This window comes from Exiguobacterium sp. s80 (genome assembly GCF_018618725.1).
Taxonomy (GTDB): domain Bacteria; phylum Bacillota; class Bacilli; order Exiguobacteriales; family Exiguobacteriaceae; genus Exiguobacterium_A; species Exiguobacterium_A oxidotolerans.
This window is the reverse complement of record NZ_JACSMP010000001.1, coordinates 506,880-530,819: the sequence shown is the minus strand read 5'-3', so window position 1 is coordinate 530,819 and position 23,940 is coordinate 506,880. Positions and strand designations below refer to the sequence as shown.

Genomic DNA, 23,940 nt, shown 5'->3' with positions numbered 1-23,940 from the left:
CTGACTTCAATGCAGAGTCAGCCGCGCGTTTTTACTTATTTTTCGAACTCTATGCAACAAGTTTTCAGCCTTAATCACAATTATTTTACAACGAGTTCATTTAATATTATGTCTTGTCGCTTTAATCGATCTTTGATATTGCCTTCATAAATTACTTTTCCCGACAATGGATCAATCACTTGGACGTTGAAGATGCCGGTCCCTGTATTTAACCCCGTGTAGATTACTCCGTTTTCTAGTCGGAAATATGTACTTGAGCCGTCAGCCCCCTGCCATTTGTTAAAATCATTTGAATGACGTGTCAGCTTCTTACTATCGATATCATATACAATCCATTTGAAGCGTTCCTGATCAGCATCTATAAGCGCAACAAGTTTTGTTCCATCCTCGATGAGTTCAGATTGATACAGATCGATTGAATCTAGCGCAGTCAGAGATTGAACCGTTTTTCTATCACTGATGTACGTGTTTCGTTTAGTCGCGTCCAATCCATTGATATCTCCTTCTGTTTGATAAACGATTTTCTCACCGTTAATCCCAAGAACATTGAAGTACTCATTTGATGTCTTCGGTAAATCGACTGTTTGAATCGTATCTGCTTTTAAGTCGAACTTAAAGAAATGATTTCCTACATTCGTTGGATCTTCATCTACGACATAAACATACAGGCTGTCACCAGAACGTTGGAACGGATTGAATTGCACTTCCCCTTTGTACTTGATTCCAGCTGGTGCTGATACTATTTTTTTAAAGAGGCGTTGTTTTTTTTGATTAAAATATTGTAGTTCCCATCGTCCCTCTTTCTGCAGACGCATCGCATAGACAATACCATCTTGCTCTAACGTATTAACCGAATTAGGGGCAATAAAGCGGCGGAACGCACGGGGAGCGTCGATGATGTCAAAAGGATTTTTGAAGAGTTGATCCACAAAATCATGTGTTGTTTTTTGCACACGATCATTCAGCGTGATCTCATAATCCATTGGCTTTAGACCACGATCTAAGATTTCAGCGTGGATGGACTGGACAGCTTGTTGTTTCGGATCACCTTTGACCGTCTCGATTACAAATTCTGATTCATCCATCGAATGAATGAACCATCCGTAAATGCCAATCGTCAAGAAACTGACGACAGTCAGAATGAGTACAAATTTAAAATTTCGCATGATTTCCTCCTTAAACTGTGATTTTCCATTTTAACAAACGCAAACTTCTCCAAATTGTATAAATAAAATACAACGTAAATACTGACAGAACGATTGCTCCGAATTCTTCTTGAAGCAACCCGTCAATCATTTCTAAGCTATACTGCATACTAATTAAAATAACTATTAAAGCAACTAGTTCAATGATGATGAACAGCATTCCTTTTGACTTCCCGTATGACCGTTCAAGCAGAACGAACAGGAACAAGAAACTGACGATGAACAGCGATAAGATAACCAGCACAAATAAATCGATTAAGTTCATCATGTATAATTTATTGAGGCTCCTTGAGAGACCGAGCGAACCTGACTCCCTGTACCCATCTTTAATTAACCAGTTGAAGATCCCATGACTGAGTTGAATCACCGTCCACTGTAAACCAAGGAAACTGACAATCACGAGTACGAGAGAAGTAAATTTTGCGAAAAAGATTTTTGCGCGACTACCTGGTAGTAGTAATAACCGATATATGTACTTGGATTCGCCTAGCCAATCCCGATACCAGATTTGAATCGCATATAGCAAAACAAACGCAACCCCGATCATAATGATATAACTGAAATAAGAACTGGCTTGTTCAAACGATAATTTCCCGATTTCTTGAATCGCTTCGACTTCAGACAGTTTTGCACTCTTCATGTAACTTTGGACTTGGCGTTCATGGTAAATGATTCGTCCGACAACAATTAAGATTTCGATACTCGCAATCGCAAGAATGAACGATACGATGATTTTCCAGCTTCGTTTTAACTCTTCATTCGTCAGCATCAGATATTGTTTCATCGTTGATAGACCTCCCGCATGCGGTCTTGGACTGATTTCCCGTACATTTCCCGCATTTCTTCCGTATCGTGTTCATCGATAATCCGACCATCCTGTAAAAAGACGACCCGATCAATCAAATGTTCGACTTCGACGATTTCATGCGTCGTCATCAAAATTGCACGTCCTTCCATGAAATGACTCGAAAATAGCCAGGCAATTTGTTCTTTTGTAAATAAATCAATTCCTGCGAATGGTTCGTCAAGCAACAAATAGGGACGATCAAGTGCAAAACCGAGCACCAAACTGAACTTCGCCTGATTTCCTTTTGACAGTTCTAAAATCCGGTCGGTCGATAACAGCTTCAACAGCCCCATTAATTCTTCAGCGACCTTCGGATTCCAGTCCGGATAATAATCACTCATGTAACGCAAAGCATCTCCAATCGTGATGTAAGAAGGCATCGTTTGAAGATCGGGAACAAAAGCAATTTTTTCACGCGATACTTCACCGTCAACCAGCACTGTTCCGGCGTCGATCGGCACAAGACCCATAATCGCTTTTAAAATCGTCGATTTCCCTTCCCCGTTTAAACCGATCAGGCAGGTGATACTGTCTGGGCGAACTGAAAAGGAAACCCCTTCTAAAATCGGTTTCTTACGACCATATCGTTTCTTTAATCCATGGACTTCAAGCATCAATTTTCCTCCGTTCCGTTGATTGATAAACGGTTTCGACTTTCGTAACGACTTCGCCGAGCGGTATCTGAATCGCTTGGACCGCCTCGATGAATTGCGCAACTGCTTCGTCCAACATCTCCGTCCGGACTTTTTTTACAATGTTTTGATCCATCGTGATTTTACTCGGGACGTTTCGTTCTGTCGTAATCAATTGCTGGTCCTCCATTTCTTTGTATGCTTTTTGAGCCGTATTCGGATTAATTCCGAGTTGCGCAGCGGTTTCCCGCCGCGATGGAATTTCTTGCCCGCATTTTAAGTCTTCTGTCGCGATTCGTTCCTTGAACCAGCGGACGACTTGAAGATAAACCGGGCTTCTTTGGTCAAATTGCACGTGCCCTCGACCACCTTTCACCGTTCGTTGTATTAAAACAGTAATACACTTTCTTTCTGTATCATATCGATAGTACAGTTGACTGTCAATCATTTCCCATCTATTGATTTTATTTCTTTTTGACCAGTCTCGTAGAATCGGTAGTCTCAATTATCTATCGACATAAAAAAGGTGATGCCGATCTCATTTCTGAGTCGGAATCACCTTTTTTACTTATTTTTCGAACTCTAAAATCGTTTGTTGCATCGGAACACCTGACATCGAAACCGTCCGTTCAACGAACAGATAACGTTTCCCGCTTACTAAGAAACGGCGGTTCCCTAAGTACTCGACCTGTTTTCCGTCCTGCTTCAATTTCTGCTCAATTGCTTTGACATGCTCATCGAGCGTATAAAAACGATCGTCAAACGTCATCGTGATATTTTTCTTTTTGAAGCCAAGTAAGTAACTGAAGAAAAACCAAAATGCTGCCCCGACTGCAATGATCCCCAAAATAATTTCCATCTGAACTTCCCCCTTTGTTTAACCTATTCTACGGATATATGCCTAAAAAGTTCCTATTTTTTTGATTATTTTGTCATTTACTAAAGGCTTATACGATTCTTTTATAAAGGGGTGAAGCGTCTGCATCAAAAAAAGAGCCTTATCTACATAATGATTGAAGTCATACGTTATTTTGACGACGTCAAAAGGACCTCCCGCAACGCTGGAAGTCCTTGACTATTCTTATTTCCGGTCCCAAAAACGTGCTTGGGCGATGCCTTCGATGAACGAATCAAAATGATCCAAGTTATGTTCTTTGAATAAGAAGACACCCGGTTGATCCGTTTCAACACGGCACTTATCGAGTACTGAGTCATCATGGAGATGTAACGCCAGCGGTTTAGCATGTTTATACGTGTTCTCGATAAATTCGAGCACGTCGTCCGCTACTTTTGAAGATGCGCTGATTAAGAATGCGGCGTCAAACAAACTTGAATCGACCGTATCATACGTTTCTTTTACTTTCATTTCACCTAGTGTATAGGCTTTTTTACCAACGAGGCTGTAATTGATGTTATGCTCCGCCAGTTTTTCGACCCACGCCTTCACCTGATTTGCATCCACGTCCCCTGCAAGCAACAGAGCAACACTGCGCGTATCCGTTTTTCGAATCGTATGTTCCATACTGAGGGCATCTGAGCGTTTCTCTGATTGAACCCCTTCATCCGTCGTCGGTACCGCAACGTCAATGTTCTCCGCAACCTCTTTCGCGAGGGCATGGTCGATATGATTCAGCAAATCCACGGCATTCGTTTTGACAACATCAGATTCACACTTTCCGAGCTCGAAGCTGTAGGCATCACGAATGTGTTGTTGTTCAACAGCAGTCATGCTGTTGTAAAAGAGCTTCGCCTGTGAATAAAAGTCGAGGAAACTTTCACTCCGGCCACGCACTTTATGGCCGTCGACTTTTTCCTGGTAATGTTCAAAACCGCCTTCTTCGACCGGGACAGGCTCAGGCTGATTTCCATTCAAACCATTTTTGTGATAGCTCGTCTGTCCTTTATGGACCGCCATCTGATGCATGCCGTCCCGCTGATTGTTATGGTACGGACAAACCGGCTGATTGATCGGGATTTGATGGAAGTTCGGTCCTCCGAGTCGGGACAACTGTGTGTCCGTATATGAGAACAACCGCCCTTGCAACAACGGATCATTTGAAAAATCAATTCCCGGAACGATGTGTCCTGGGTGGAACGCTACTTGTTCTGTTTCCGCAAAGAAATTGTCGACATTGCGGTTCAATGTCATTTTACCGACGAGTCGGACCGGTACTTCTTCCTCCGGCCATAGTTTCGTCGGATCGAGAATGTCAAAATCGAACTTGAACTCATCCTCTTCCGCAATCAATTGCAGTCCGAGCTCCCATTCCGGGAAATCCCCCTTATCGATTGCTTCATATAAATCAACGCGGTGGAAATCAGGATTTTTACCAAGTGCTTTTTGTGCTTCATCCCAGACTTGCGAATGAACACCAAGTTTTGGTTTCCAGTGGAACTTAACAAAGTGCGCCTTCCCTTGTGCGTTGACGAGTCGGAATGTATGGACGCCGAACCCTTCCATCATCCGAAGGCTCCGTGGAATTCCACGGTCACTCATCGCCCACATGACCGTATGTGCAGTCTCATGATTTTGACCGATGAAATCCCAAAACGTATCATGCGCGCTTGCGCCTTGCGGAACTTCCGTATGTGGCTCCGGTTTGACGGCATGGACGAAATCAGGAAACTTGATGGCATCTTGAATGAAGAATACCGGAATGTTATTCCCGACTAAATCGTAGTTGCCTTCATCCGTATAAAACTTCGTCGAGAAACCACGGACATCACGGACCGTATCTCCTGAACCGCGTGACCCTTGGACCGTCGAAAAACGGACGAAGACCGGTGTCGTTTTCGAGGGATCGTTCAAAAAGCCCGCTTTCGTAATCTCAGCTAGCGGTTCGTATACCTGAAATTCACCATGTGCCCCGACACCTCTAGCATGGACGATTCGTTCCGGAATCCGTTCATGGTCAAAGTGTGTCATCTTCTCTCTAAAGTGGAAGTCTTCAATCAATGTCGGTCCCCGTAGTCCTGCCTTTAGCGAAAATTCATCTTCCGCCATTTTCAACCCTTGATTCGTCGTCAGTCCCGCTTTTTTCGTGTTATCGATTTGGTGCGCCTTCATTTGTTCTTCTTTTTTATTCGTCATACTGTTACCTCCCCATAAGTAAAAGCAATCGGTGTCAATCAGCTAGTTAGGTCATCGCTACCATCAATACGGTGTCGGATCTTCTTGTGGTGCATCCGGTATTTCTGTCGGTTCCGGAAAAGTATCCGGCTCCGGCTGACGGATTGGATCTTCTTGCGGCGTGTCCGGAATTTCCGACGGTGGTGTTCCCGGCACTTCATTCGGTTCGTGATTCGGTTCGTGCTCCGGTACTTCGTTCGGATTCTTCTTCATAAAAAAGACCTCCTTATGATGTAATATAATCGCCGCCATTGATATGGATGGTTTGTCCCGTGACGTAACTCGAGTCGCGTGACGCGAGGTAAACATAAGCTGGAGCATTTTCTGAAGGTTGTCCCCGACGCTTCAGTAACGTGTCTTCCCCATGTGCTTCGACCTTCTCTTTCGAGAACGTCGCCGGAATTAACGGTGTCCAAATCGGACCCGGTGCGACGGCATTGACACGAATGCCTTTTTCGACGAGGCTCGATGCAAGCGAACGTGTTAACGTCGTAATCGCCCCTTTTGTCGCCGAATAATCGATCAACGTCGGTGCCCCGCGATAAGCCGTCACGGACGACGTATTGATGATTGTATCTTCTTCTTTAAGATGCGGTACGGCAGCCTGCGTCAAATAAAACATCGAGAAGATGTTCGTTTCGAACGTCTCCTGCAACTGTTCCGGTGTGATGTCTAAAAAATCATCTTGCGGAAATTGTTTTCCTGCGTTGTTGACGAGAATATTCAGTTGACCGAATTCCTCAAGTACCTGATCAATGATTGGTTTTGCATTTTCCGGACGGCTGACGTCTTTCGCAAATGCAAGGGCCTTAACTCCGTACCCTTCAATTAACTGCTTCGTTTTTTCCGCGTCCTGTCCTTCATTTAAGTAAACGATCGCGACATTTGCGCCTTCTTTTGCGTAAGCGACCGCGACGGCGCGACCAATCCCGCTGTCACCGCCAGTGATAAGCGCGACTTTCCCTTTCAGCTTCCCGGAGCCGACATACTCGGGATCGTCATAAATCGGTTCAGGATTCATTTCGGACTCGATTCCTGGTTGATGATCTTGTGTTTGCCCTTTTGCTTCTTCATGCATATCCCTCAGTTGCTTTTCGCGCATCTTACTCATCCCCTCTACTTTGATAATTGACTTCCTTAGTTAACATTCCCTTGCCATGTATGAATAAACGTCATTCCATAAAAAAAATCCCCTTCAAAAAGGGGATACAGACTACAGACAAACTCTTATGAAGCGTGAACAGGCTATAAAAAGAGGCAATCCGTTCGCGCTGCTTTGTCTCGCCTCGTCTTCAAAGCGGCAATCTTCCGCACCACTACAGCAAAGCTGCAGAGTCGCGACCGATTGCTTTTCGCGGTTCTAAGCGATTCGAGACGACTTGCGCCTCGCCCGGGGAAAGCAACGAAAAAAGACGCTTGATCTCCCAATCGCACGTTGTCTACAGCCAGAATCCCCTTCAAAAAAGGGTGCATACAAGTCTTACTCCAGGAATTCATTCTTTTATTAGACGGTCCCACTCACCTGTCTTCAGCATCGTTTTTAACTGTAGGGGATAGAATTCGATGGATGGCAATTCGTCGATCGGGACGAACCGGTAAATCAGTTCCTCGCCCTCGACACCGTAAAAATCTTCCGTCGTCACATTGATCTCATCTAACAACTCGACTTCGTAATAAAAACCGACTTCATGAAAAGCGACGTCTTCATATGTAAAGAAATTTTCGTGAACGCACAAAAAACGTTTAACTTGTGCTTCTAATCCTAATTCTTCTTTGATTTCACGGACAACCGCTGTCTCCCCGCTCTCCATCAGTTGAATCCGTCCCCCTGGTAATGCCCAAAAAGCATCTCGAATATTACGATGAATTAAGAGACACCCTTCCTTGACGATCACGGCAGCCGCCCGGTGATTGAATCGTTGCTTCTCAAACTTAAAGTTAATATCCAACTGTTCCACACTCCTTTGTTATGTTTCGATACAATATCATAATTTCCCATAATTGACTTTGTAATAAAAAAGTCAAACAGATGACATGGACAAACCCTCGTCTCAAGGGATTGCTTAATTATCTCAAAACGAAGATTACAATATATATTATCTAAAGATATTTTAGAAATAAAATTGAAATATCGATTTGTAAATTCCGAATGCTATACTCAGTTTGTTCCAAAGCACAACTCACTCTACTAACTCAATCTACTCTATATACAACACATCCTATTTAATGACTCAGTCATTTCATTTTTCATTAACCCGTCACTTTGTTTTCACATCAGGAGGATTTACAACATGAAACGTATTTTGACAACTATGACGATGAGCGCGCTTGTCGTTTCAGGATTTGCAGCTACGGGTACAGGTAAGGTTGAAGCGGCTGGTACTTCTTATAAAGTAAAAGTCATGGCAGACGGACTTCGCGTTCGGACCGGCCCTTCAACAAAATACCGGATCATCGGAGGCGTCAACTCGGGCCAAACGTTTAAGTACCTTGGACGTAAAGGAAACTGGACGAAAATCATCTACGGTGGAGAAAAACGCTACGTATACTCAGGATACGTTAAAAAGTACAGCCTCAAGTCTAAAACAAGCATTGCAAAAAAAGCATCCGTCTCGTCTAGCTTTATTCGCCCGACAAGCGGGACTCTGACGCAACGCTATGGCAATGCAAGCGGCCGCTACGGATATACGTTCCATAACGGTGTCGACTTCGGAGCGAAGACAGGAACCCCTGTCTATGCGACAGCCACTGGGAAAGTCATCTCCTCAAAATATCAAGGCGCGTACGGAAACTACATCATGATGTCACATAAGGTGAACGGTTTAACCTACACAAGTGTTTATGCCCACCTCAATTCACGTAAAGTTTATGCGGGTCAAACGATTGCAAAAGGAACGAAGATCGGAACAGTCGGTAGCACAGGTAATGCGTTCGGTGCTCACCTTCACTTCGAACTTCATCGTGGCAGCTACGTCTACAGCAGCTCTTCAGCCGCAAGCAGTGTCAACCCACTCAACTTACTTTAAGTCAATGAAAGGCACCTCTAATCAGGTGTCTTTTTTGTTTAGATTCCTATTTTGAAAACTTAAAAAAATTTTTTAAACATCAATATTACAAAAATTCAAATTTTAAAAAATACTATTATTTCCATTTCAACTTTATCTTAAACGCCCTCATCTTGTCACACTTTTTATCAATTCCCCAGTGTATGAACATTTTTTAAACATCTAAAACATGTTGATATATATAGAAAAACCAATAAATGTCATATGTTATTTTTGGATAACCTAAATATATTCTATTGAAACATTTCCGAAATGTTAATGTAATATTTAAACATTTTAAGTAATGTTATACTCATTTATGAAATTTAGTAGAACATATTTTCAACAAACAACTGACCTATCGTGTTGATTTTCAAGGAGGACGAACATATATGAAAAAAATTTTTACGACTTTAACAGTATCTGCCATTGCAGTAGCTGGAATGACAACATATGCAGTACCGAAAGTTGATGCTGCGACAACGTACTATAAAGTAAAAATACTTGAAGATGGATTACGAGTTCGAACTGGTCCTTCTACATCCTCAAATATTATCGCTGGTGTCAACAAAGGGTATACATATAAATATCTCGGGAAATCTGGGAACTGGACTAAAATTCTTTATGGATCACGTGAAGTATATGTATATTCTTCTTATGTGAAAAAATATTCTGTAACGAGTTATGATAAAGTAAAAATTAATGTTGATAATCTTCGCGTTCGTACAGGTTCATCGACTAGCAGCCGTATAGTTGGATCAGTCGATAATGGTGAAAGATATCTCTACCTCGGAAAAGAAGGTAATTGGTCGAAGATTCTTTATAATGGAGAAAAACGCTATGTTTACAGTAGTTATGTCACAAAGTATTCAACTACGTCACTAACAAGTACATATTTAGCAGCGAGTAAAGCTTCAAAAACCTTCATTACACCAACGAAAGGTACTATCACACAAAGATACGGTTCTTCAAGCGGCGTTTACGGTTATACGTTCCATAACGGCATCGATTATGGTGCAGCAAAAGGAACGCCCGTCTATGCGACAGCTGCCGGTAAAGTCACGACGTCTAAAAACTACGGCGCGTACGGGAACTACATCATGATGACTCATACAATTGACGGATCTTCCTTCACAAGCCTCTATGCTCACTTAAACAGCCGGAGCGTCTCCGTCGGTCAAACGGTCTCGCAAGGACAACTGATCGGAACGGTCGGCGAAACAGGGAATGCTTTCGGAGCACACCTTCATTTCGAGCTTCATCGTGGTACATATGTCTACAGCGCAACCTCCGCTGCAAGCAGTGTCAATCCGCTCGATTACTTATAAGACAACACCCCCGACCACATCCGGTCGGGGGTGTTTGTTTTCTGACTCATTTTAATTTTGCTTGATAGGCTTTCGAGTAACGGTCCGCGGCGATGATCGCATCAGCCACTTCTTCCGCCGTCACATCGAATCCATCATGGATTGTCTCACCATCTGCCGTCGCCGCTTCCCCGACTTTCAAGATGTCGTCGCGCGAGGCATCTTTGAGTTTAACGTCTTCGAGCGTGACCGGTAACCCGAGATCCATATAAAATGCGATATACCGCTCGATTTCTTCTTGACTGTGTTGCTCAAGCGCCAGCTGGACGAGCGTCCCGAATGCAACTTTTTCCCCGTGCGTCAAGTGGTGGATGTCACCATCAAGCGCCGTGAAGCCGTTATGAATCGCGTGTGCCGCGGCTAGTCCCCCACTTTCGAAACCAAGTCCACTCAGTAACGTATTCGCTTCGACGACTGCTTCAAGAGCCGGCGTAACGACTTTTGCTTGAACCGACTCATACGCGAGTCGACCATGTTCGAACAACACTTCCTCACAGCGTTTCGCGATCGCTTCCGCCGCAATCGTCGGCCGACCACCGGCCATTGTCTTCCCGCCGAATGCGATGACACTTCTGACCTCGACCCAGGTCGCGAGCGCGTCGGCAATCCCGGACGCGAAGAATCGCGCCGGTGCTTCCGAGATCAGCTTCGTATCGACGAGGACAAGATCGGGATTCTTTTTATAGAAGCGATAGCTCTCAAAAATCCCGGCGTCTGAATAAATGACTGATAACGCGCTCGTCGGTGCATCGGTCGAAGCAATCGTCGGCACGATGACGACAGGCACCGTCAGTTCGTCCGAGACGGCTTTCGCCGTATCCAGCGTCTTCCCGCCGCCGACCCCGACGACAAAGCGGACGTCCGCTTCTTTCGCCTGCTTCGTGATCCGTTCGACTTCATGGCGCGATGCTTCCCCACTAAAGTCGACTTGTTCGATACCAATTTTTTCTGTTTCAAAGGAGTCATGAATCCGTTGCCCGACGATTTTAAAGACGACATCGTCTGCGATCAACAGAGCTTTATCTCCGAACGGGCTCACGTATGTACCGAGCCGGTCGATGACGTTTTTTCCTTGGACGTACTTGCTTGGGCTGATGAAGACACGTTCTGACATAATCAACATCCTTTCCGAGAAAACACGAAACAATGACGTACACAATAGTGTTTCCCTGTTCGCGCCGCTTCTTAAACGCTGATCTGTATGACCATTACATGAACTGCAGTTGTGATTTTTCTAATACATCGCGTACTTTACGACAATCTGTTTTTAATTGTTCATCCGGACTATCACCGAACCATTCAAGACTGGCCGTTTTCAATGTTAACGCTTGCTTCAGTTCTTCGAAAAATCTTTCGTAATCAATGATTCCATCAAACAGCGGTACCATACCGTCACGTGTTCCACCTGCCGCATATACGTTTGCCGGATTAAAGACTTCGAATTGATCCGTCCGGGCAATCGACTTCAAGTGAAGATGTTCGATGACTGGTTCAAGACGACGGTAAGCAGTGACCGGATCAGCACCTGATTCGACGACATGCAACACATCAAAGTTCAGCCGGCAAGCCGGATGGTTCACTTCGCGTACTAACCGTTCCGTCGATTCAATCGTGTCCGCTGCCGTATTTGGATGAATTTCAATTAACAGCAGTTGCTTGCTTTTATCTAGAACCTTACAAACGCCCTGCAACTGATAGACGAGCCGGACCCGTTCCGGTTCGGTCAACTGCTGACTTGACTTGTTGCCCGCAAAAATCCGAATACGCCTTGTTCCGATTCGTTGTCCTAAACGGGATAACGCTTTCGTCTGTTCAAGCAACACCGATAATGGTGCGTCAAACGATAGATAATGACTCAGCATACTGACCTCTATAGCATGCTCGCGTAAACGCAATATTTCATCGTCCTGTAAATGCTTCGCATGAACCCCCCAAACATCTAACGCATCAAACTGCTCCGCCAATGCGTAGGATAATAAGTCGTCAAACGAGCGGAGATGATGGCGATAGCTGATGGTACACAGTGCAATTTTCATCTGTTTCCCCTTCTTTCCGGCAGTATTCGTTAAATAATCCGATGAGCTGTTGTTTGATCGTATCTTCTAACATCGCCTGATCTGCGAGCAACGCTTGAATCTCAGTCAAAACAGCTGGATCGCACGTCATACTGTATTTAATTGTCCGGTGCTGGATGACAGTATATTGATTGACGAGTCGTTCGATTCGATCACACCACCCGTCGAAATCGGAAGAGCCTAAATCGAGACCTAACTGTTCATAAAAATAAGCAAAAGCATGTTCATAGGCATATTTACGGATCGCGATGACCGGAAGTTGTTTTAGCGCAGAAGGTAAGCGATTTGGTGTTTTCTTATGATGCGAGACAATTTTTCCGACTGCTTCCGTCAACGGGTGGTGCCGCTTGAGACCACTCATGAAGTAAGCTGCGACCGTTTCCCGATCCGGAAGTTTGACGTGACTCCCGTCAAACCAGAACCCTCCGGCGACAGTCGGCTGATCGATTGCCTGGATGATCCGTACGCGATCCATTTCACCTTCATATCTAAAATCCGGGTCCATCATCCGCCATGTCTCTTCGTCATCCGTTGGTTCAAGCATCACATAATGTGGAAACACGTCATGGTGAAACTTGTTTTCCCGCTCCGGTAACTGCGCGAGATCCAGCATGACGATAATCGATTGTTCCGGTCGTTTCGTTTTCATGAGTCGTTCGAGGTTCATGATATTCGTAGCCCGTGACAGGGTCCGGTCATACCACTGATGGACTGTGATCCCGTACAGTAAACGGTACCACTCGAGCATCGCTTCATGATTAATCTCCGGGGCATGATGCGATAAAACAAAATCGGACGTCAAGCCAAAGTCGGCGTCCCAAATCCCGAAATAATACGGACGATGATCTGCTTGCGACCGCTTGATTGTTTCACAGATACAACTGACGAGACAGTGAACTTTTATCATCAAAGCACCTCCTTTTTTGTTAGCGCAGCTAAGAACATTTCAACCGTCATCTGTGGAAGCTGTCCGAGTTGCTCGTCGGCTAGAACGAGACCGTATTCAAGCTCCAGATGAACGAGCAACTGCAACAATCGCATCGAATCCAGTTGCAGTTCATCGCGAAGCCGCTCCTGTCCCGTCACTTCCATCGGTAAGATGACATCGAGTTGCGCCTCGACGATTTGATGAAATGTCTGCTGGTCGAGGAAGGAACTCATGACGTCACCCCCAGTCGGATTCGACTGATTTTTCCGTTCGGCAGTTTTTTTATTTCCGTAACAAACGTCCAGTCAGTCGGACATTGATGTGGAGCAAGATGCGCATGGCAAAACGAACGTAATGTCTCCTCGGTCGCCGAACTGACGATCTGGACACAGACTCGTTCGCCTTGCAGAGGATCACTTTTCTTAAAGACGACGGCTTCGTTGACGTCGGCGCGACGTAGTAATACATCTTCAACATCTGCTGGATAAACGGATAGACCAGATACATTTATCATTTCGTCCAACCGGCTGAAGAAGAACAATTCACCGTTTTCCGACGCTCCGACCAAATCCTTCGTACCCGTCCAGGTTCCATCTGATTCGACTAGCAATTCAGCCGGTTGATTTATAGTTCCAGCCTCCGTTTGAAGATGTGGTAACGGATAGCCAATCGCCTGCGCTGTTTTCGGATCAGGGTGTAATGCGATGCAACCGGTTTCTGAGCATCCGTATTGCTGTAAAAGATGATCGGTCACGTCCTGAATCGCTTCAAACCAACTATTCGGCAACGTCATACCGGAAATCATCACTGCAAATAGCCGTTGCTTAAACTGACTGAGCAGATAGACAAGCCCCGGTCCCGCATACAAAATCGCATCCGGATGTGCCCGACAGACACGCAAGACATGTCGCGGTGCCGTATGTTCGAGAATGACGGGTACTGCCCCCCGATATAGCGTCGCCATGACACCGCAAATCAAGCCGAATGAATGTGATGTCGGACAGGCGACAATCGTTCCTGTTGCATGCGGTAACGGAAAACATTGATTGTATGCTGTCACTTCTTGTTCAATCGACAACCATGTCCGGTGAATCACTTTCGCCTCTCCGGTCGTACCGGAGCTGAATTGAATCAGACCTCCCGGACGAGGTTTTGCCTGCGTCAATCGAACCGGTTGTTGAAAATCACCATAAATTAAAAAGTCACACCCTGCTCGTTCCGCCATATCGCGTGCACCGGCTTCCGGTAAGTCCGGATGCAGCGGTACGACCGTTCCTTGTGTTCTTTTCATAAGTAAACAAAAGGCAATCCAGGCTGCCGTGTCTTTAGTACAAACTGCAACAACTGTAGTCCCGGGGTCAGCGAGCCAACTTAACTGGCAAACGGGATGGTCTGTCAGCATTTGTTCGGTATAAAGCGTCTCTTCAATATATAACATGCGTTTCGCTTCCCTTCTGCGTCCTTGTATATAATGTATTGCAAACAAGATGCCGGCACTGCCCTGTCTCGAATTTACGCGCGAAGAGGGACTCCGTGTACATGGTCGCTTCGCCGAATCCTAAGGCGGCAAAGCGATCCGGCGACAGCTCGAGTCGGTCGAGTACCGCGGCAGCCCATTTGAAAAACGTTGTTTCTTTCAAGCCGTACTTGTCCTCCAACTGATGCGATAATTCCGTCAAATGAAATACAAATACCGTATCGCTGACGAGCTCGCGCAATGCCTCGACGTCTTTCATTTCGTAATATGTTCCGACCGGCGAATTAAAAGCGGGATGGACGGTCTTAAAATCAGGTACCTCCTCCGGATGCCGGACAAATTTCCCGACATATTCGACGCTATCATGAAAATCCCGCAGAATCAGTCGCGTTGGCCAGCCGTCTTTTAACACGAGTAAACTATTTTGGGCATGTGCTTCGAGAGCAAGCCCTTCTTCGGCGACGAGACGGAAGACCGGTTGTAAATAAACGGTCAGAAACTGTTTTACCCACTGTTCCATCCCGTATTTCTTGAACCACGGGTCAAGAAACAGTCCCCCGTTCGCTTCGCTGAGGGCAAGCGCCGTAAAAGGGATGACTGTTTCCTCAGCTGTGACATTCGTCAGGACATTGTCGCGATAGAGACAGCCGATGCGGCCTGATAATTTTCCGTCCTTCGTCTCGACGACCTGACTGGCGAATTCGCGGAGCAACGTTACGGGAAGCTTTTCCGCTCTTCTGATCAGCCAATCGGATAACACCGGTGCCGCAACAATGCTCGGGACGTCAAACGTCCGTCTCGCCGACGTCTGGATGAGATCAAGCGGGAGCTTAATATGCGGAGCACCCGGTACGCCTGGTTGGAAAACAGTCCGGATTGATTGAGTCGCTTGAAACAGGGGACCGCTTTCTCCAAGGTCAATGCCGCCCGACTCGAGGACGTCCATCCCGACGCATCTCCATTGCCACGGGTGGACCGGAACAATTTGATAATCGGCGGAATCATTTGTTGCGCGGATTAGAAGTGCATTTAAGCACTCAAGGGTCGCTTGACCGAATGCCTGTTCCATCACGCCATTCATTTGTGTCATGTGGACAGTAGTAGCCGGAAGTGCGACGAACCGTAAACGAAACCGCTGTCCCGACTCCGGTCCATATCGCCAATGATCGGCGCGCGAAAATCCGATGCGGGACTTGAAGCATGGATGATACGGATGTCCTTCGATTAACGCCTGCTCTAAAGCACTGTATGTCATTTGCGTTCGTGCAACGATGGGGACGGGACAGCTCTCATCAAGCGCGACCGTTTGCTCGAGCTCTTGCCGGAGCGAATCCTTAATTTGAAAACACGCGATGATTTGCGCCAGTGTCATCGGTTGAACTTGATTGTTTTTGGTCAGCACACCTGTAGAAAGTTCGAGCCAAATCCGGTCAAATGCCCCACGCCTCCCGTTAATCGTCAGTTCATACGGGGGACGGATGAATCGAAACGTCGCATTGCCGTCTTGTCGCGGATGTTCACTGAACGGCTCGATCCGTTCGAATAAAAGTGCTTCAAGAAGTTGTTTGCAGACACGTTGTTCGCTCGTTTGCCTCATGAGGGACCTCCCGTTGTAATGGATTAGCGATTTTAATAAAGATGACCCGCTCCCCGCTGACTTCCAGCTCGTCGAGTGCATGCAGACGTGTCAGCAAGTTCGCCTTGTACGGTAGCGTCTGACGTGAGCGGACACAGTGAATCCAGTCTTGAGCCGGACCCGACAATGTTTGCTGTCGTTGATCAAGCCAAGTTCCGAGCCAATCGAGCATGTCCTGTTCCCGTAAGAGTCCGTCTCGGTCAAAACGGTGAAGCAGTCCGCCCAAATGGTTCCAGACCATGTAATACGTTAACCGTTCCTCAATCGTCGACTCGTCATAAAACAGTTCTCGTGCCTGATCCAATGATGGTTCCAAAGACAATAATTTCTCTTCGCAGGACAGGGCGAGATAATACCCTTGGTTATCGCGGAACTGATAACGGATAGGCCGTCCCTGTTCAACAGTAATCAGGCTGTTTTGTTGGTGTGCCTCAAGCGCGATGCCGTAGTTGTCGTACAACTCGAGCAACGCCCCAAGTGTCAGTTCAATATACGTTGCAAACCAGTCCCATGCAGCTTCTTCCAATGACTGATCCGCTTGTTTCGCTTCGAGGACGAGCGACATCAAAACGGAAGGTTCATTGTCCAGCGGTTCCTGGACGAGTGCAGCGACATTGACCGCGTCGGCTTGTGCTTCCCGGTAAATCACTTCAAAACCGGATTCTTCCGTATCCGTCCAAAGTGTGGCGTATGCCGGATCATGCGTAATTGAAAATCCTCGGGGCATCGTCAAATGCCCGGCGAGACGTTTCATGACTATCCCTGCCGTTAGTTCATGTCGTTTGTTGACTCGGCGTGAATTCGTTACCTGGACGGGAATCGAAAACTTCAACATGTGCAGGCCGTCGGTATGTAAAACCGTCCGGATTGAAGATGTCGCATAATACAGTGGACCGAGCTGCCCGAGGTGGCGAATCCGTCCGTGTGCCACTAATGCTTTAACAGTCGTTTGCGTCAACAAAAACTGAGTTTGCAGAGGGTGTGCCGGCAGAAGCGCTTCTCCAGCTGAAAGTTTTACCGTTGATTCGAGTTGCTTGCACATCTGCTCACTGATCAGCCGATCCGTCGCACTTTCCTCAATCAGTAAAGTCCGATCGACGGCAAAATAATCGAGTTGGAAACCGTTTTTAAATTCTGGAGCATATGCGATTTGTTCCCAGTCATGCATTCCTACCCGACTTTTCGGCGTCGGGTGAAACCAATGTCCGAACCGAACTGTCTGTTCATGTTCAAGGAATGTCTGAGCTCGCGTCGTCTCGTCCAACTGATGTGTGATGACTTGACACATCACCCGATGGCTATCGAGGACCCGGTATAGTAAATCCGTTAATCCCGGTACAAGCCGTTGAAGATGTTGGCAACACGCTATGATGAAGACAAGAGGTGCTTCTTCCACCAATCCGCTCGGAGTCTGGCGATAAATCCGCCCGATTTCATGTCGTCCAATGCGTGAACGATGACGGATTTCGAGGATATAGACTGTTGTCACATCAATTCGGCAACCACTCTTACCGCACTTCTCTCTCTCCTCCTCTTTCGGAATGAACCAATCAACTGTTTTGACTTCACGGAGATAACTATTCGCAAATGCCTGGAGCGTTGCCCGGGTTGCAATCTCATCGATACGTTCTTGTCGTGTTGTCATGACTGCCACTATCCTTCCATCAATTGATAACGATTCTCATTGTAAGAAAAGAGAAAAACGGGTTTCCCCGTTCCTCTTCCTGCTCTGTAATTGATTATTTCAGTAAGACGTCTTCCAGCTCTTTTAACCCTTTTTCACGTTCAATCGGGTCCCAGAAGCCCCATGTCGTTGATAGCTGATGAACTTGATCTTTTTTTACTGCCGTTAATCCTTTCCAGACCTTTCCGTTTGTTACTTCATCGTAGTAAGGACCGCTGCTGAAGTAGGACAGATCGATGATATGGTCCGGATTGTATTTCGCCAACCCTTCGATGGAAATGTTCTCCCCGAAATCTTTTGGTAAACCTTTCGTCGGTGTTAATCCGATATCGTCAAACAACAATGAGTTTGTCGCATGATTTGTCAGACCGTAAACACGAATATCTTTTTTATTGACCGATACGGCCATAAACGTTTCGTCTTTGACACTGTCCTTGATGCGTTGTTCGATACTCTTCGCTTCTTCCGACAAGTCATCGATGACTGCCTGCCCTTCCGCTTTTTTGTTGACAGCTTCCGCAACTTTCAAATGATCTTCTTTCCAGTCCCCGCCGACTTCGACTGCGACAGTCGGAATCGTTTTTGCCAGTTTATCGTAAAGTGGTTTGTAACGGTCGCTGATGATCAGTAAGTCCGGATTGAGCTTAACGATTTCTTCCGGATTAATTTCGTCGGCATATGGTAAGGCTTTCGTTCCTTGCAGTTCTTCCGTCAAGTGGGGCGGAAACTCATTGTCATACGCCATGACCGCATACGGTTTAACGCCAACTGAAACAAGTGAGCCTTCCCATGAGACGTGCGATAAGACGACGACCTTCTTCGGATTATCCGGAACTTCTGTTTTCCCGAAAATATGTTCGACCGTATGGACGGCTGTTTTCTGCTTAGCCGGCTGTTCGCTTGCTTCCCCTCCACATGCAGCTAAAACTGCACATGTCGCAAGGACTGATGTTACCCCTATGATTTTTTTCATTATTTTCTTTTCTCCTCTCAAACTCGTTCTTCATTAGTAATGATAATCATTATCACTTAAAAACGACATGGACGAACCCGTCAACTTCCATGGACAAATCAATCGTTTGTCCTGTTCGATGTAAATCAGGAATTGGCGTAACATATGAATCCGTCCGAGCGGTCCCCATGGATCCCAGTCAACACTGTCCGGACAAAAGACGCGATGCGTGCTGACTGCTTTGAGCGTTTGCCAGGCGGCATCATGTTGAATCCGTTCGATATCCGTCTGTTGGCTCCATAAAATCAATAGATTGTCCGGTTCAATCATTTTCAGTTCTGATAATGTGACAGATTGGTAAACCGTCTCCGGTAAACCGGTCGCACTTGTCATCCCTACATCTTGAAACAAAAAATCAAGCATCGTATGCTGACCCGTTCCATAAAGCCGCACCTCGTCCGGGCGAATCCAAACTACCGCCCACGTCCCCGTCCGGTGCCACGCTATCCGTTCCCGAACGGTTTGTTCCAACCGGTCGACCTCTTTCATAATCGGTTCGAGGCGCTCTTCCCGATCTGTTGCGATTGCCAGCAGACGCAGATACTCGCTCCAACACGTCTGGCGGGGCAATTCGAGGACGTGTTCTGGCGGCGACCAGCTGACATCATGCTGTTTATCGAGATCTGGTGTCTTGATGATCAAATCCAGTTGCATCGATTCAAACACTTCCCGCGGTGCGGGGCGATTGGCGTCATAAAACTGTGTACCTTCCAAATCGGTTAAAAATACAGGTAGGCCACTCGCACCGTATTCCGTCGGATAACTTGGAGCAAGAATCGGTTGCAGACCAAGCGCCAGCAAGTGGTCCTGCAATAAAAGACGGCTGGCGATACCGATGCGGGGTGAAGCACGCTTCAAAAAATGGGTGGGAGACGAACCTGTCCGCTTTTTGAATAAACGGCTAAAATAAAATTCATCTTGCAAACCAACCTTTTGAGCGATTTGTGCCAACGTCATGTCCGGCGACGTCAGCATCCACTCTTTCGCTGTTCGAATGCGGAGTTGATTTAAGTACGCTTTAGGTGTTTCGGCATATCGCTCCTTAAACAGCCGATTAAATGTCGGCACAGACATCCCGAGCTCCACTGCCAGTTCGTTGACGGGACGGTTATCGCCTAGTTGTTGTAGCCATTCTTTCGTCACTTGTTCGAATACATGTTTTTCCTGTTCGTGGCTTAATGTCTCAAGCAACTCATAAACGAGACGCTGTTGGCGTAGCATCCCCTTGACGGTCGTCGGACTCGTACTCATTCTTCGCAACTGTGCGTGAAGTTGTTCCGGATTTTGCCGGTAAAGTGGGCAACGGTCTCCGGTTACGGCAAGATGATAAACAAGACTGCTCTCTTTCGTAGCTGCCAGTACCTCCTGCGTTTGATCGACCCAGGCGCTTTCACCCGGATGTAACCGTTGGCGGTCGTCATATAAAAACGCCTTGCCGACAACAACAATGATGATGCCCGAACTGACCGGTTGCCGGTCCCCTTCCAGCAACCAGTATTTTTGGATGATTAATGGCTTTAAATTCACTTCCATAGTGTTTGCTCCCTAAAAAAACATTTGACAAAAATTTGCTATTCGATGTAAGTTTAATCGCGTTGATAATGAATATAATTCTCATTTAAAAAGGAGAGACGATTATGGATGCATCTGCACGCCCTCACCCTACAGCTATCGTTCTTTTGATTACGCTTTTTCTGTTTTTCTTATGTAGCGGATTATCACTCTTTTATGGAGCTTTTCCGGTTTCTTCGGATACAGTCCTCGCATCGTTCCATTCGTTTGATGCCAATAACCTGCAGCACCAATTGATTCAAGAAGTCCGCCTGCCGCGTTTAATCTGCGCAGGACTTGTCGGAATTGCCCTGGCTTTGTCAGGAACGATGATGCAGGGATTGACCCGTAACGCATTGGCCGACCCGTCCCTGCTCGGCATTACCCACGGGGCTGGTCTTGGGGTCGCGATTTCCCTGGCTTTTGTTTCTGCCCATTCCTTCTTCAGTTCGCTGATGTTCTCTTTTGGCGGTGCAGCCCTTGGTACAGGGCTCATCGTTCTAATTACGGTTTTTGCACGTGGCCGTTTTTCACCTGTCACGTTGACCGTCGCCGGAGCCGCACTCAGTGCATTGTTCGGTGCGCTCTCAACAGGCATCACTTTGTTTCATCAAGTTGCCCAAGATTTAAGTTTCTGGTATGCCGGCGGGTTATCCGGCTCTAAGTGGGAACATGTCCATGTTCTTCTTCCCATCGTCTTAATCGGTATGGCGATTTCCCTACATATCGCGAGAAGCATGACCGTTCTCTCGCTTGGAGAAGAGGTCGCGGCAGGTCTTGGATCGTCGTTAACGAAAGTCCGGGTTCTCGGACTTTGCAGTATCGTCCTGCTTGCCGGGAGTGCCGTATCCATCGCTGGTGTCATAGGTTTCGTCGGTCTTGTCATTCCACATATCAGTCGTTTTCTTGTCGGAACGAATTATTATCTTCTCCTGCCGGTCAGTGCATTATTCGGGATGACACTTCTCATTGTCTCCGATTTACTCGCACGACTGGTCAATCCCCCGTTTGAAACACCACTTGGAGCCATTACGGCCGTAATCGGGGTTCCTTATTTTCTTTACCTTGCACGACGGAAGGAGTTGGCGATCTGATGGATATGTGGAGCGCTCTTCAAAAATCACGTTTTACGTTTGTTAGCTTATGTGTTCTTCTTATCGTTACATTTTTATACAGCCTCTCAACCGGCATTCTTCCCGTTTCGTTCAGTTCAATCAGCCGGACCATAATCGGGCAAGGAACGGATGCAGAACGGTTAGTCTTGATTGACCTGCGACTGCCCCGGATGCTGCTGGCTCTCTTGATCGGATCAGGTCTTGCTGTTTCCGGGACACTGCTTCAGGGCATGTCACGCAATGCTTTGGCCGATCCGGGTATTCTCGGGATTAATGCAGGGGCCGGGCTGTTTGTCGTCATGACCCTGTTTTATTTTCGCTCCGCTTTACATCAGCTCCCGCTTTTGCCATTCGTCGCTTTTTTCGGTGCAATACTCGTCGCCTGGACGATTTATCGGCTGGCAGGAGCGACTTCACTACAGCCTGCCCGCCTGTTGTTGGTCGGCGTCGGGATCAATGCTTTATGCGGTGCCCTTTTAATCATTTTTCAGTTGAAGATGGATCCAAGAGATTTCCAGCAAGCAACCGTCTGGCTGACCGGAAGCATCTGGCAGGCAGATTGGTCGTCCGTCTTCATGCTTACGCCCTGGATCGTCCTTTTCATCCCACTCGCATTTATGCAAAGCCGTTCGTTGAACTTATTGCAATTGAGCGGTTCACTGCCACAAACCTTAGGACTTCAGGTTGAACGTACCCGTAAACGTATTCTGTTCGTGGCTGCGGCTCTTGCTGGAGCCTGCGTGGCGGCTGGCGGAGGGATTTCATTTATCGGTCTGCTCGCCCCTCATATCGCGAGACGACTCGTCGGTCCGAACCATTACAGTCTGATTCCGGTTGCCGCGCTTGTCGGTAGTCTGCTCGTATTGTTAGCTGATTTAATCGGAAAAAATCTGTTGGCCCCGGCCGATATTCCGGTCGGGATCGTCATCGCCGTTCTCGGTGCACCGTACTTTATCGTATTGCTTTTTCGTAAATGAAGTGTGACCGATTCGTCAAGATTTTAACGAATCGGTCACATGTTACACACTTTTCGTTTTTTGACCGAGCATCTCATAATATACTTGACTGCTGTCGAGTATATAGGACGGTGCCGGCTGACCACGGCGCTCCCGATGACCTGCGAGATGGACATCGCTTGTTTCCCAGGCTTTCCAGTCCTTTTCGGATTCCCAGCGGATTAAAATCACGACTTCCTCATCGCCGCGTGTCCGCTTTTTTTTCAAAACGCTCAAATCAACGAATCCTGGCTGCTGTTCGATGATGCCTTCTCCTGCAAATCGTTCAATCATTGTCTCCGCGTAGCCGTGCTCAACACGAATGGTTTTCAGTTGGATAAACATATGGCTCACTCTCCTCAATTGATAATGAATCTCATTTTCATTATCAATATAGCATTATACTCCTTAAATTTGTCAATCCCGTACTAAAATTTATTTCATTTTTTTGAAATTCGAGTAATTCAACGCAAAAAAAAGATACACTCGCGTTCGAATGCATCTTGAACAGGTTAGTTTAGGCGGTTGGTTGCTCCGACAAGAAACGCTCAAACGCGATGTCTGGATTATCGGTCTCATAACGCGCGATGAAGGCATGATAGGAGCCGCTGTAGACGATTTTTCCGTGATGGAGAAAATGCATCTTGCACGGCAGGTGGGCGACTTCATGCAGTATGTGCGTCGACAATAACACGATTTTTTGACGGTCGAGTAGCGCACCAATCGCCTCGACGACGAAACGCCGTGACTCCGGGTCGAGCCCGACCGTCGGCTCGTCAAAGATGTAGAGTGTACGATCGAGATGACAGACCGTCCGGATGACCAGCCAGCGTTTTTCACCGGCTGACATCTGACCGAGCCGTAAGTCTTGCAGACGCTCTAACCGGCTTCGCTCCTGTTCTCGTAACGAGGCGACATATGTATCCCATAACGAACGGAACGGCTCCGTCCGGTCACTTTTCAAAATCAACCGGACCAAATCTTTTCCTTTCAGCATCGGCGGAAGCGGTGCCTGCTGCAACTGATAAAGAATCTCCGCCCGTTCAAACGGCGGATGAAACCCGTCCGCCGGGAGCGCCCCGGCGACGACGTCAAACAAAGTCGATTTACCTGAACCGTTTAAACCAATCACGACGTTCAACCGTTCCGGATCGAGCTCAAGATCCGCTTTATCTAAAATCATCCGTGTTCCATCATAACTGTAATCGATTGTCCCGAGTTGCATCTGTCCGTCCCCTTCCG

Annotated in this window: 24 protein-coding genes; 4 read left to right on the top strand and 20 right to left on the bottom strand. The window is 46.7% G+C overall.

What is annotated here, in order from left to right:
• Positions 1 to 80: 80 nt before the first annotated feature.
• From KNP94_RS02690 to KNP94_RS02650, 9 genes are all read right to left on the bottom strand, one after another.
• The gene (locus tag KNP94_RS02690) at positions 81 to 1,166 is read right to left on the bottom strand and encodes a hypothetical protein (protein ID WP_215115163.1); all 1,086 of its coding nucleotides are present in this window, start codon (positions 1,164 to 1,166) and stop codon (positions 81 to 83) included.
• A gap of 10 nt (positions 1,167 to 1,176) precedes the next feature.
• Positions 1,177 to 1,989 (bottom strand): hypothetical protein, encoded by an 813-nt coding sequence (locus KNP94_RS02685; protein WP_214845478.1) that lies wholly within the window; start codon positions 1,987 to 1,989, stop codon positions 1,177 to 1,179.
• Positions 1,986 to 2,666, bottom strand: coding sequence for an ATP-binding cassette domain-containing protein (locus KNP94_RS02680; protein ID WP_215115162.1), 681 nt, complete (start codon positions 2,664 to 2,666; stop codon positions 1,986 to 1,988). Before KNP94_RS02680 ends, KNP94_RS02685 begins: the two co-directional genes overlap by 4 nt.
• Complete coding sequence (locus tag KNP94_RS02675; protein ID WP_029333419.1) at positions 2,659 to 3,039, bottom strand: GntR family transcriptional regulator; 381 nt, start codon at positions 3,037 to 3,039, stop codon at positions 2,659 to 2,661. The genes KNP94_RS02680 and KNP94_RS02675 overlap by 8 nt, the downstream gene beginning before the upstream one ends.
• 213 nt (positions 3,040 to 3,252) lie before the next feature.
• Positions 3,253 to 3,543 (bottom strand): hypothetical protein, encoded by a 291-nt coding sequence (locus tag KNP94_RS02670; protein ID WP_029333417.1) that lies wholly within the window; start codon positions 3,541 to 3,543, stop codon positions 3,253 to 3,255.
• Positions 3,544 to 3,765: 222 nt separating this feature from the next.
• Positions 3,766 to 5,775 carry a catalase gene (locus KNP94_RS02665; protein WP_215115161.1) on the bottom strand — a complete coding sequence of 670 codons (2,010 nt, stop codon included), beginning with the start codon at positions 5,773 to 5,775 and terminating at the stop codon, positions 3,766 to 3,768.
• A gap of 63 nt (positions 5,776 to 5,838) precedes the next feature.
• Positions 5,839 to 6,027, bottom strand: coding sequence for a hypothetical protein (locus KNP94_RS02660; RefSeq protein ID WP_029333410.1), 189 nt, complete (start codon positions 6,025 to 6,027; stop codon positions 5,839 to 5,841).
• A 13-nt stretch (positions 6,028 to 6,040) separates the two neighbouring features.
• Positions 6,041 to 6,916, bottom strand: coding sequence for an SDR family oxidoreductase (locus KNP94_RS02655; RefSeq protein WP_088836830.1), 876 nt, complete (start codon positions 6,914 to 6,916; stop codon positions 6,041 to 6,043).
• A gap of 391 nt (positions 6,917 to 7,307) precedes the next feature.
• Positions 7,308 to 7,772, bottom strand: coding sequence for an NUDIX hydrolase (locus KNP94_RS02650; RefSeq protein ID WP_214804895.1), 465 nt, complete (start codon positions 7,770 to 7,772; stop codon positions 7,308 to 7,310).
• Positions 7,773 to 8,105: 333 nt separating this feature from the next.
• On the opposite strand from KNP94_RS02650, the gene KNP94_RS02645 reads away from it, so the two are divergent.
• Positions 8,106 to 8,840, top strand: a complete 735-nt coding sequence (locus KNP94_RS02645; protein ID WP_215115160.1) for a peptidoglycan DD-metalloendopeptidase family protein — start codon at positions 8,106 to 8,108, stop codon at positions 8,838 to 8,840.
• Positions 8,841 to 9,250: 410 nt separating this feature from the next.
• On the top strand, positions 9,251 to 10,186 hold the full coding sequence (locus tag KNP94_RS02640; RefSeq protein WP_215115159.1) for a peptidoglycan DD-metalloendopeptidase family protein: 936 nt from the start codon (positions 9,251 to 9,253) through the stop codon (positions 10,184 to 10,186).
• Positions 10,187 to 10,232: 46 nt separating this feature from the next.
• Here the strand turns inward: KNP94_RS02640 and KNP94_RS02635 are convergent, their stop codons facing one another.
• The 9 genes from KNP94_RS02635 to KNP94_RS02595 form a co-directional block, all read right to left on the bottom strand.
• Positions 10,233 to 11,339 (bottom strand): glycerol dehydrogenase, encoded by a 1,107-nt coding sequence (locus tag KNP94_RS02635; protein WP_088836825.1) that lies wholly within the window; start codon positions 11,337 to 11,339, stop codon positions 10,233 to 10,235.
• 94 nt (positions 11,340 to 11,433) lie between these two features.
• Entirely contained in the window at positions 11,434 to 12,261 is an 828-nt protein-coding gene (locus KNP94_RS02630; RefSeq protein ID WP_215115158.1) for a sugar phosphate isomerase/epimerase family protein, read from the bottom strand.
• Positions 12,209 to 13,207, bottom strand: a complete 999-nt coding sequence (locus KNP94_RS02625) for a DUF6005 family protein (protein WP_215115157.1) — start codon at positions 13,205 to 13,207, stop codon at positions 12,209 to 12,211. The genes KNP94_RS02630 and KNP94_RS02625 overlap by 53 nt, the downstream gene beginning before the upstream one ends.
• On the bottom strand, positions 13,207 to 13,461 hold the full coding sequence (locus KNP94_RS02620; protein ID WP_214767498.1) for a phosphopantetheine-binding protein: 255 nt from the start codon (positions 13,459 to 13,461) through the stop codon (positions 13,207 to 13,209). The genes KNP94_RS02625 and KNP94_RS02620 overlap by 1 nt, the downstream gene beginning before the upstream one ends.
• Positions 13,458 to 14,666 (bottom strand): AMP-binding protein, encoded by a 1,209-nt coding sequence (locus KNP94_RS02615; RefSeq protein WP_215115156.1) that lies wholly within the window; start codon positions 14,664 to 14,666, stop codon positions 13,458 to 13,460. Before KNP94_RS02615 ends, KNP94_RS02620 begins: the two co-directional genes overlap by 4 nt.
• Positions 14,653 to 16,302 (bottom strand): IucA/IucC family protein, encoded by a 1,650-nt coding sequence (locus tag KNP94_RS02610; protein WP_215115155.1) that lies wholly within the window; start codon positions 16,300 to 16,302, stop codon positions 14,653 to 14,655. The genes KNP94_RS02615 and KNP94_RS02610 overlap by 14 nt, the downstream gene beginning before the upstream one ends.
• The gene (locus KNP94_RS02605) at positions 16,259 to 17,986 is read right to left on the bottom strand and encodes an IucA/IucC family protein (protein WP_215115154.1); all 1,728 of its coding nucleotides are present in this window, start codon (positions 17,984 to 17,986) and stop codon (positions 16,259 to 16,261) included. Before KNP94_RS02605 ends, KNP94_RS02610 begins: the two co-directional genes overlap by 44 nt.
• Positions 17,987 to 18,080: 94 nt before the next feature.
• A complete protein-coding gene (locus KNP94_RS02600) occupies positions 18,081 to 18,998 on the bottom strand; it encodes an ABC transporter substrate-binding protein (protein WP_215115153.1) in 918 nt (305 codons plus the stop codon).
• 33 nt (positions 18,999 to 19,031) lie between these two features.
• Positions 19,032 to 20,570, bottom strand: a complete 1,539-nt coding sequence (locus tag KNP94_RS02595) for a helix-turn-helix domain-containing protein (RefSeq protein WP_215115152.1) — start codon at positions 20,568 to 20,570, stop codon at positions 19,032 to 19,034.
• A gap of 104 nt (positions 20,571 to 20,674) precedes the next feature.
• On the opposite strand from KNP94_RS02595, the gene KNP94_RS02590 reads away from it, so the two are divergent.
• Together KNP94_RS02590 and KNP94_RS02585 are read left to right on the top strand one after the other, a co-directional pair.
• The gene (locus KNP94_RS02590) at positions 20,675 to 21,682 is read left to right on the top strand and encodes a FecCD family ABC transporter permease (protein WP_214893631.1); all 1,008 of its coding nucleotides are present in this window, start codon (positions 20,675 to 20,677) and stop codon (positions 21,680 to 21,682) included.
• Entirely contained in the window at positions 21,682 to 22,680 is a 999-nt protein-coding gene (locus KNP94_RS02585) for a FecCD family ABC transporter permease (RefSeq protein ID WP_214893632.1), read from the top strand. The genes KNP94_RS02590 and KNP94_RS02585 overlap by 1 nt, the downstream gene beginning before the upstream one ends.
• 42 nt (positions 22,681 to 22,722) lie before the next feature.
• Here KNP94_RS02585 and KNP94_RS02580 read toward each other — a convergent pair whose 3' ends face one another.
• Positions 22,723 to 23,043, bottom strand: coding sequence for an antibiotic biosynthesis monooxygenase (locus KNP94_RS02580; RefSeq protein ID WP_214767482.1), 321 nt, complete (start codon positions 23,041 to 23,043; stop codon positions 22,723 to 22,725).
• Positions 23,044 to 23,215: 172 nt separating this feature from the next.
• The gene (locus KNP94_RS02575) at positions 23,216 to 23,923 is read right to left on the bottom strand and encodes an AAA family ATPase (RefSeq protein WP_214893634.1); all 708 of its coding nucleotides are present in this window, start codon (positions 23,921 to 23,923) and stop codon (positions 23,216 to 23,218) included.
• Between the last annotated feature and the right edge of the window lie 17 nt (positions 23,924 to 23,940).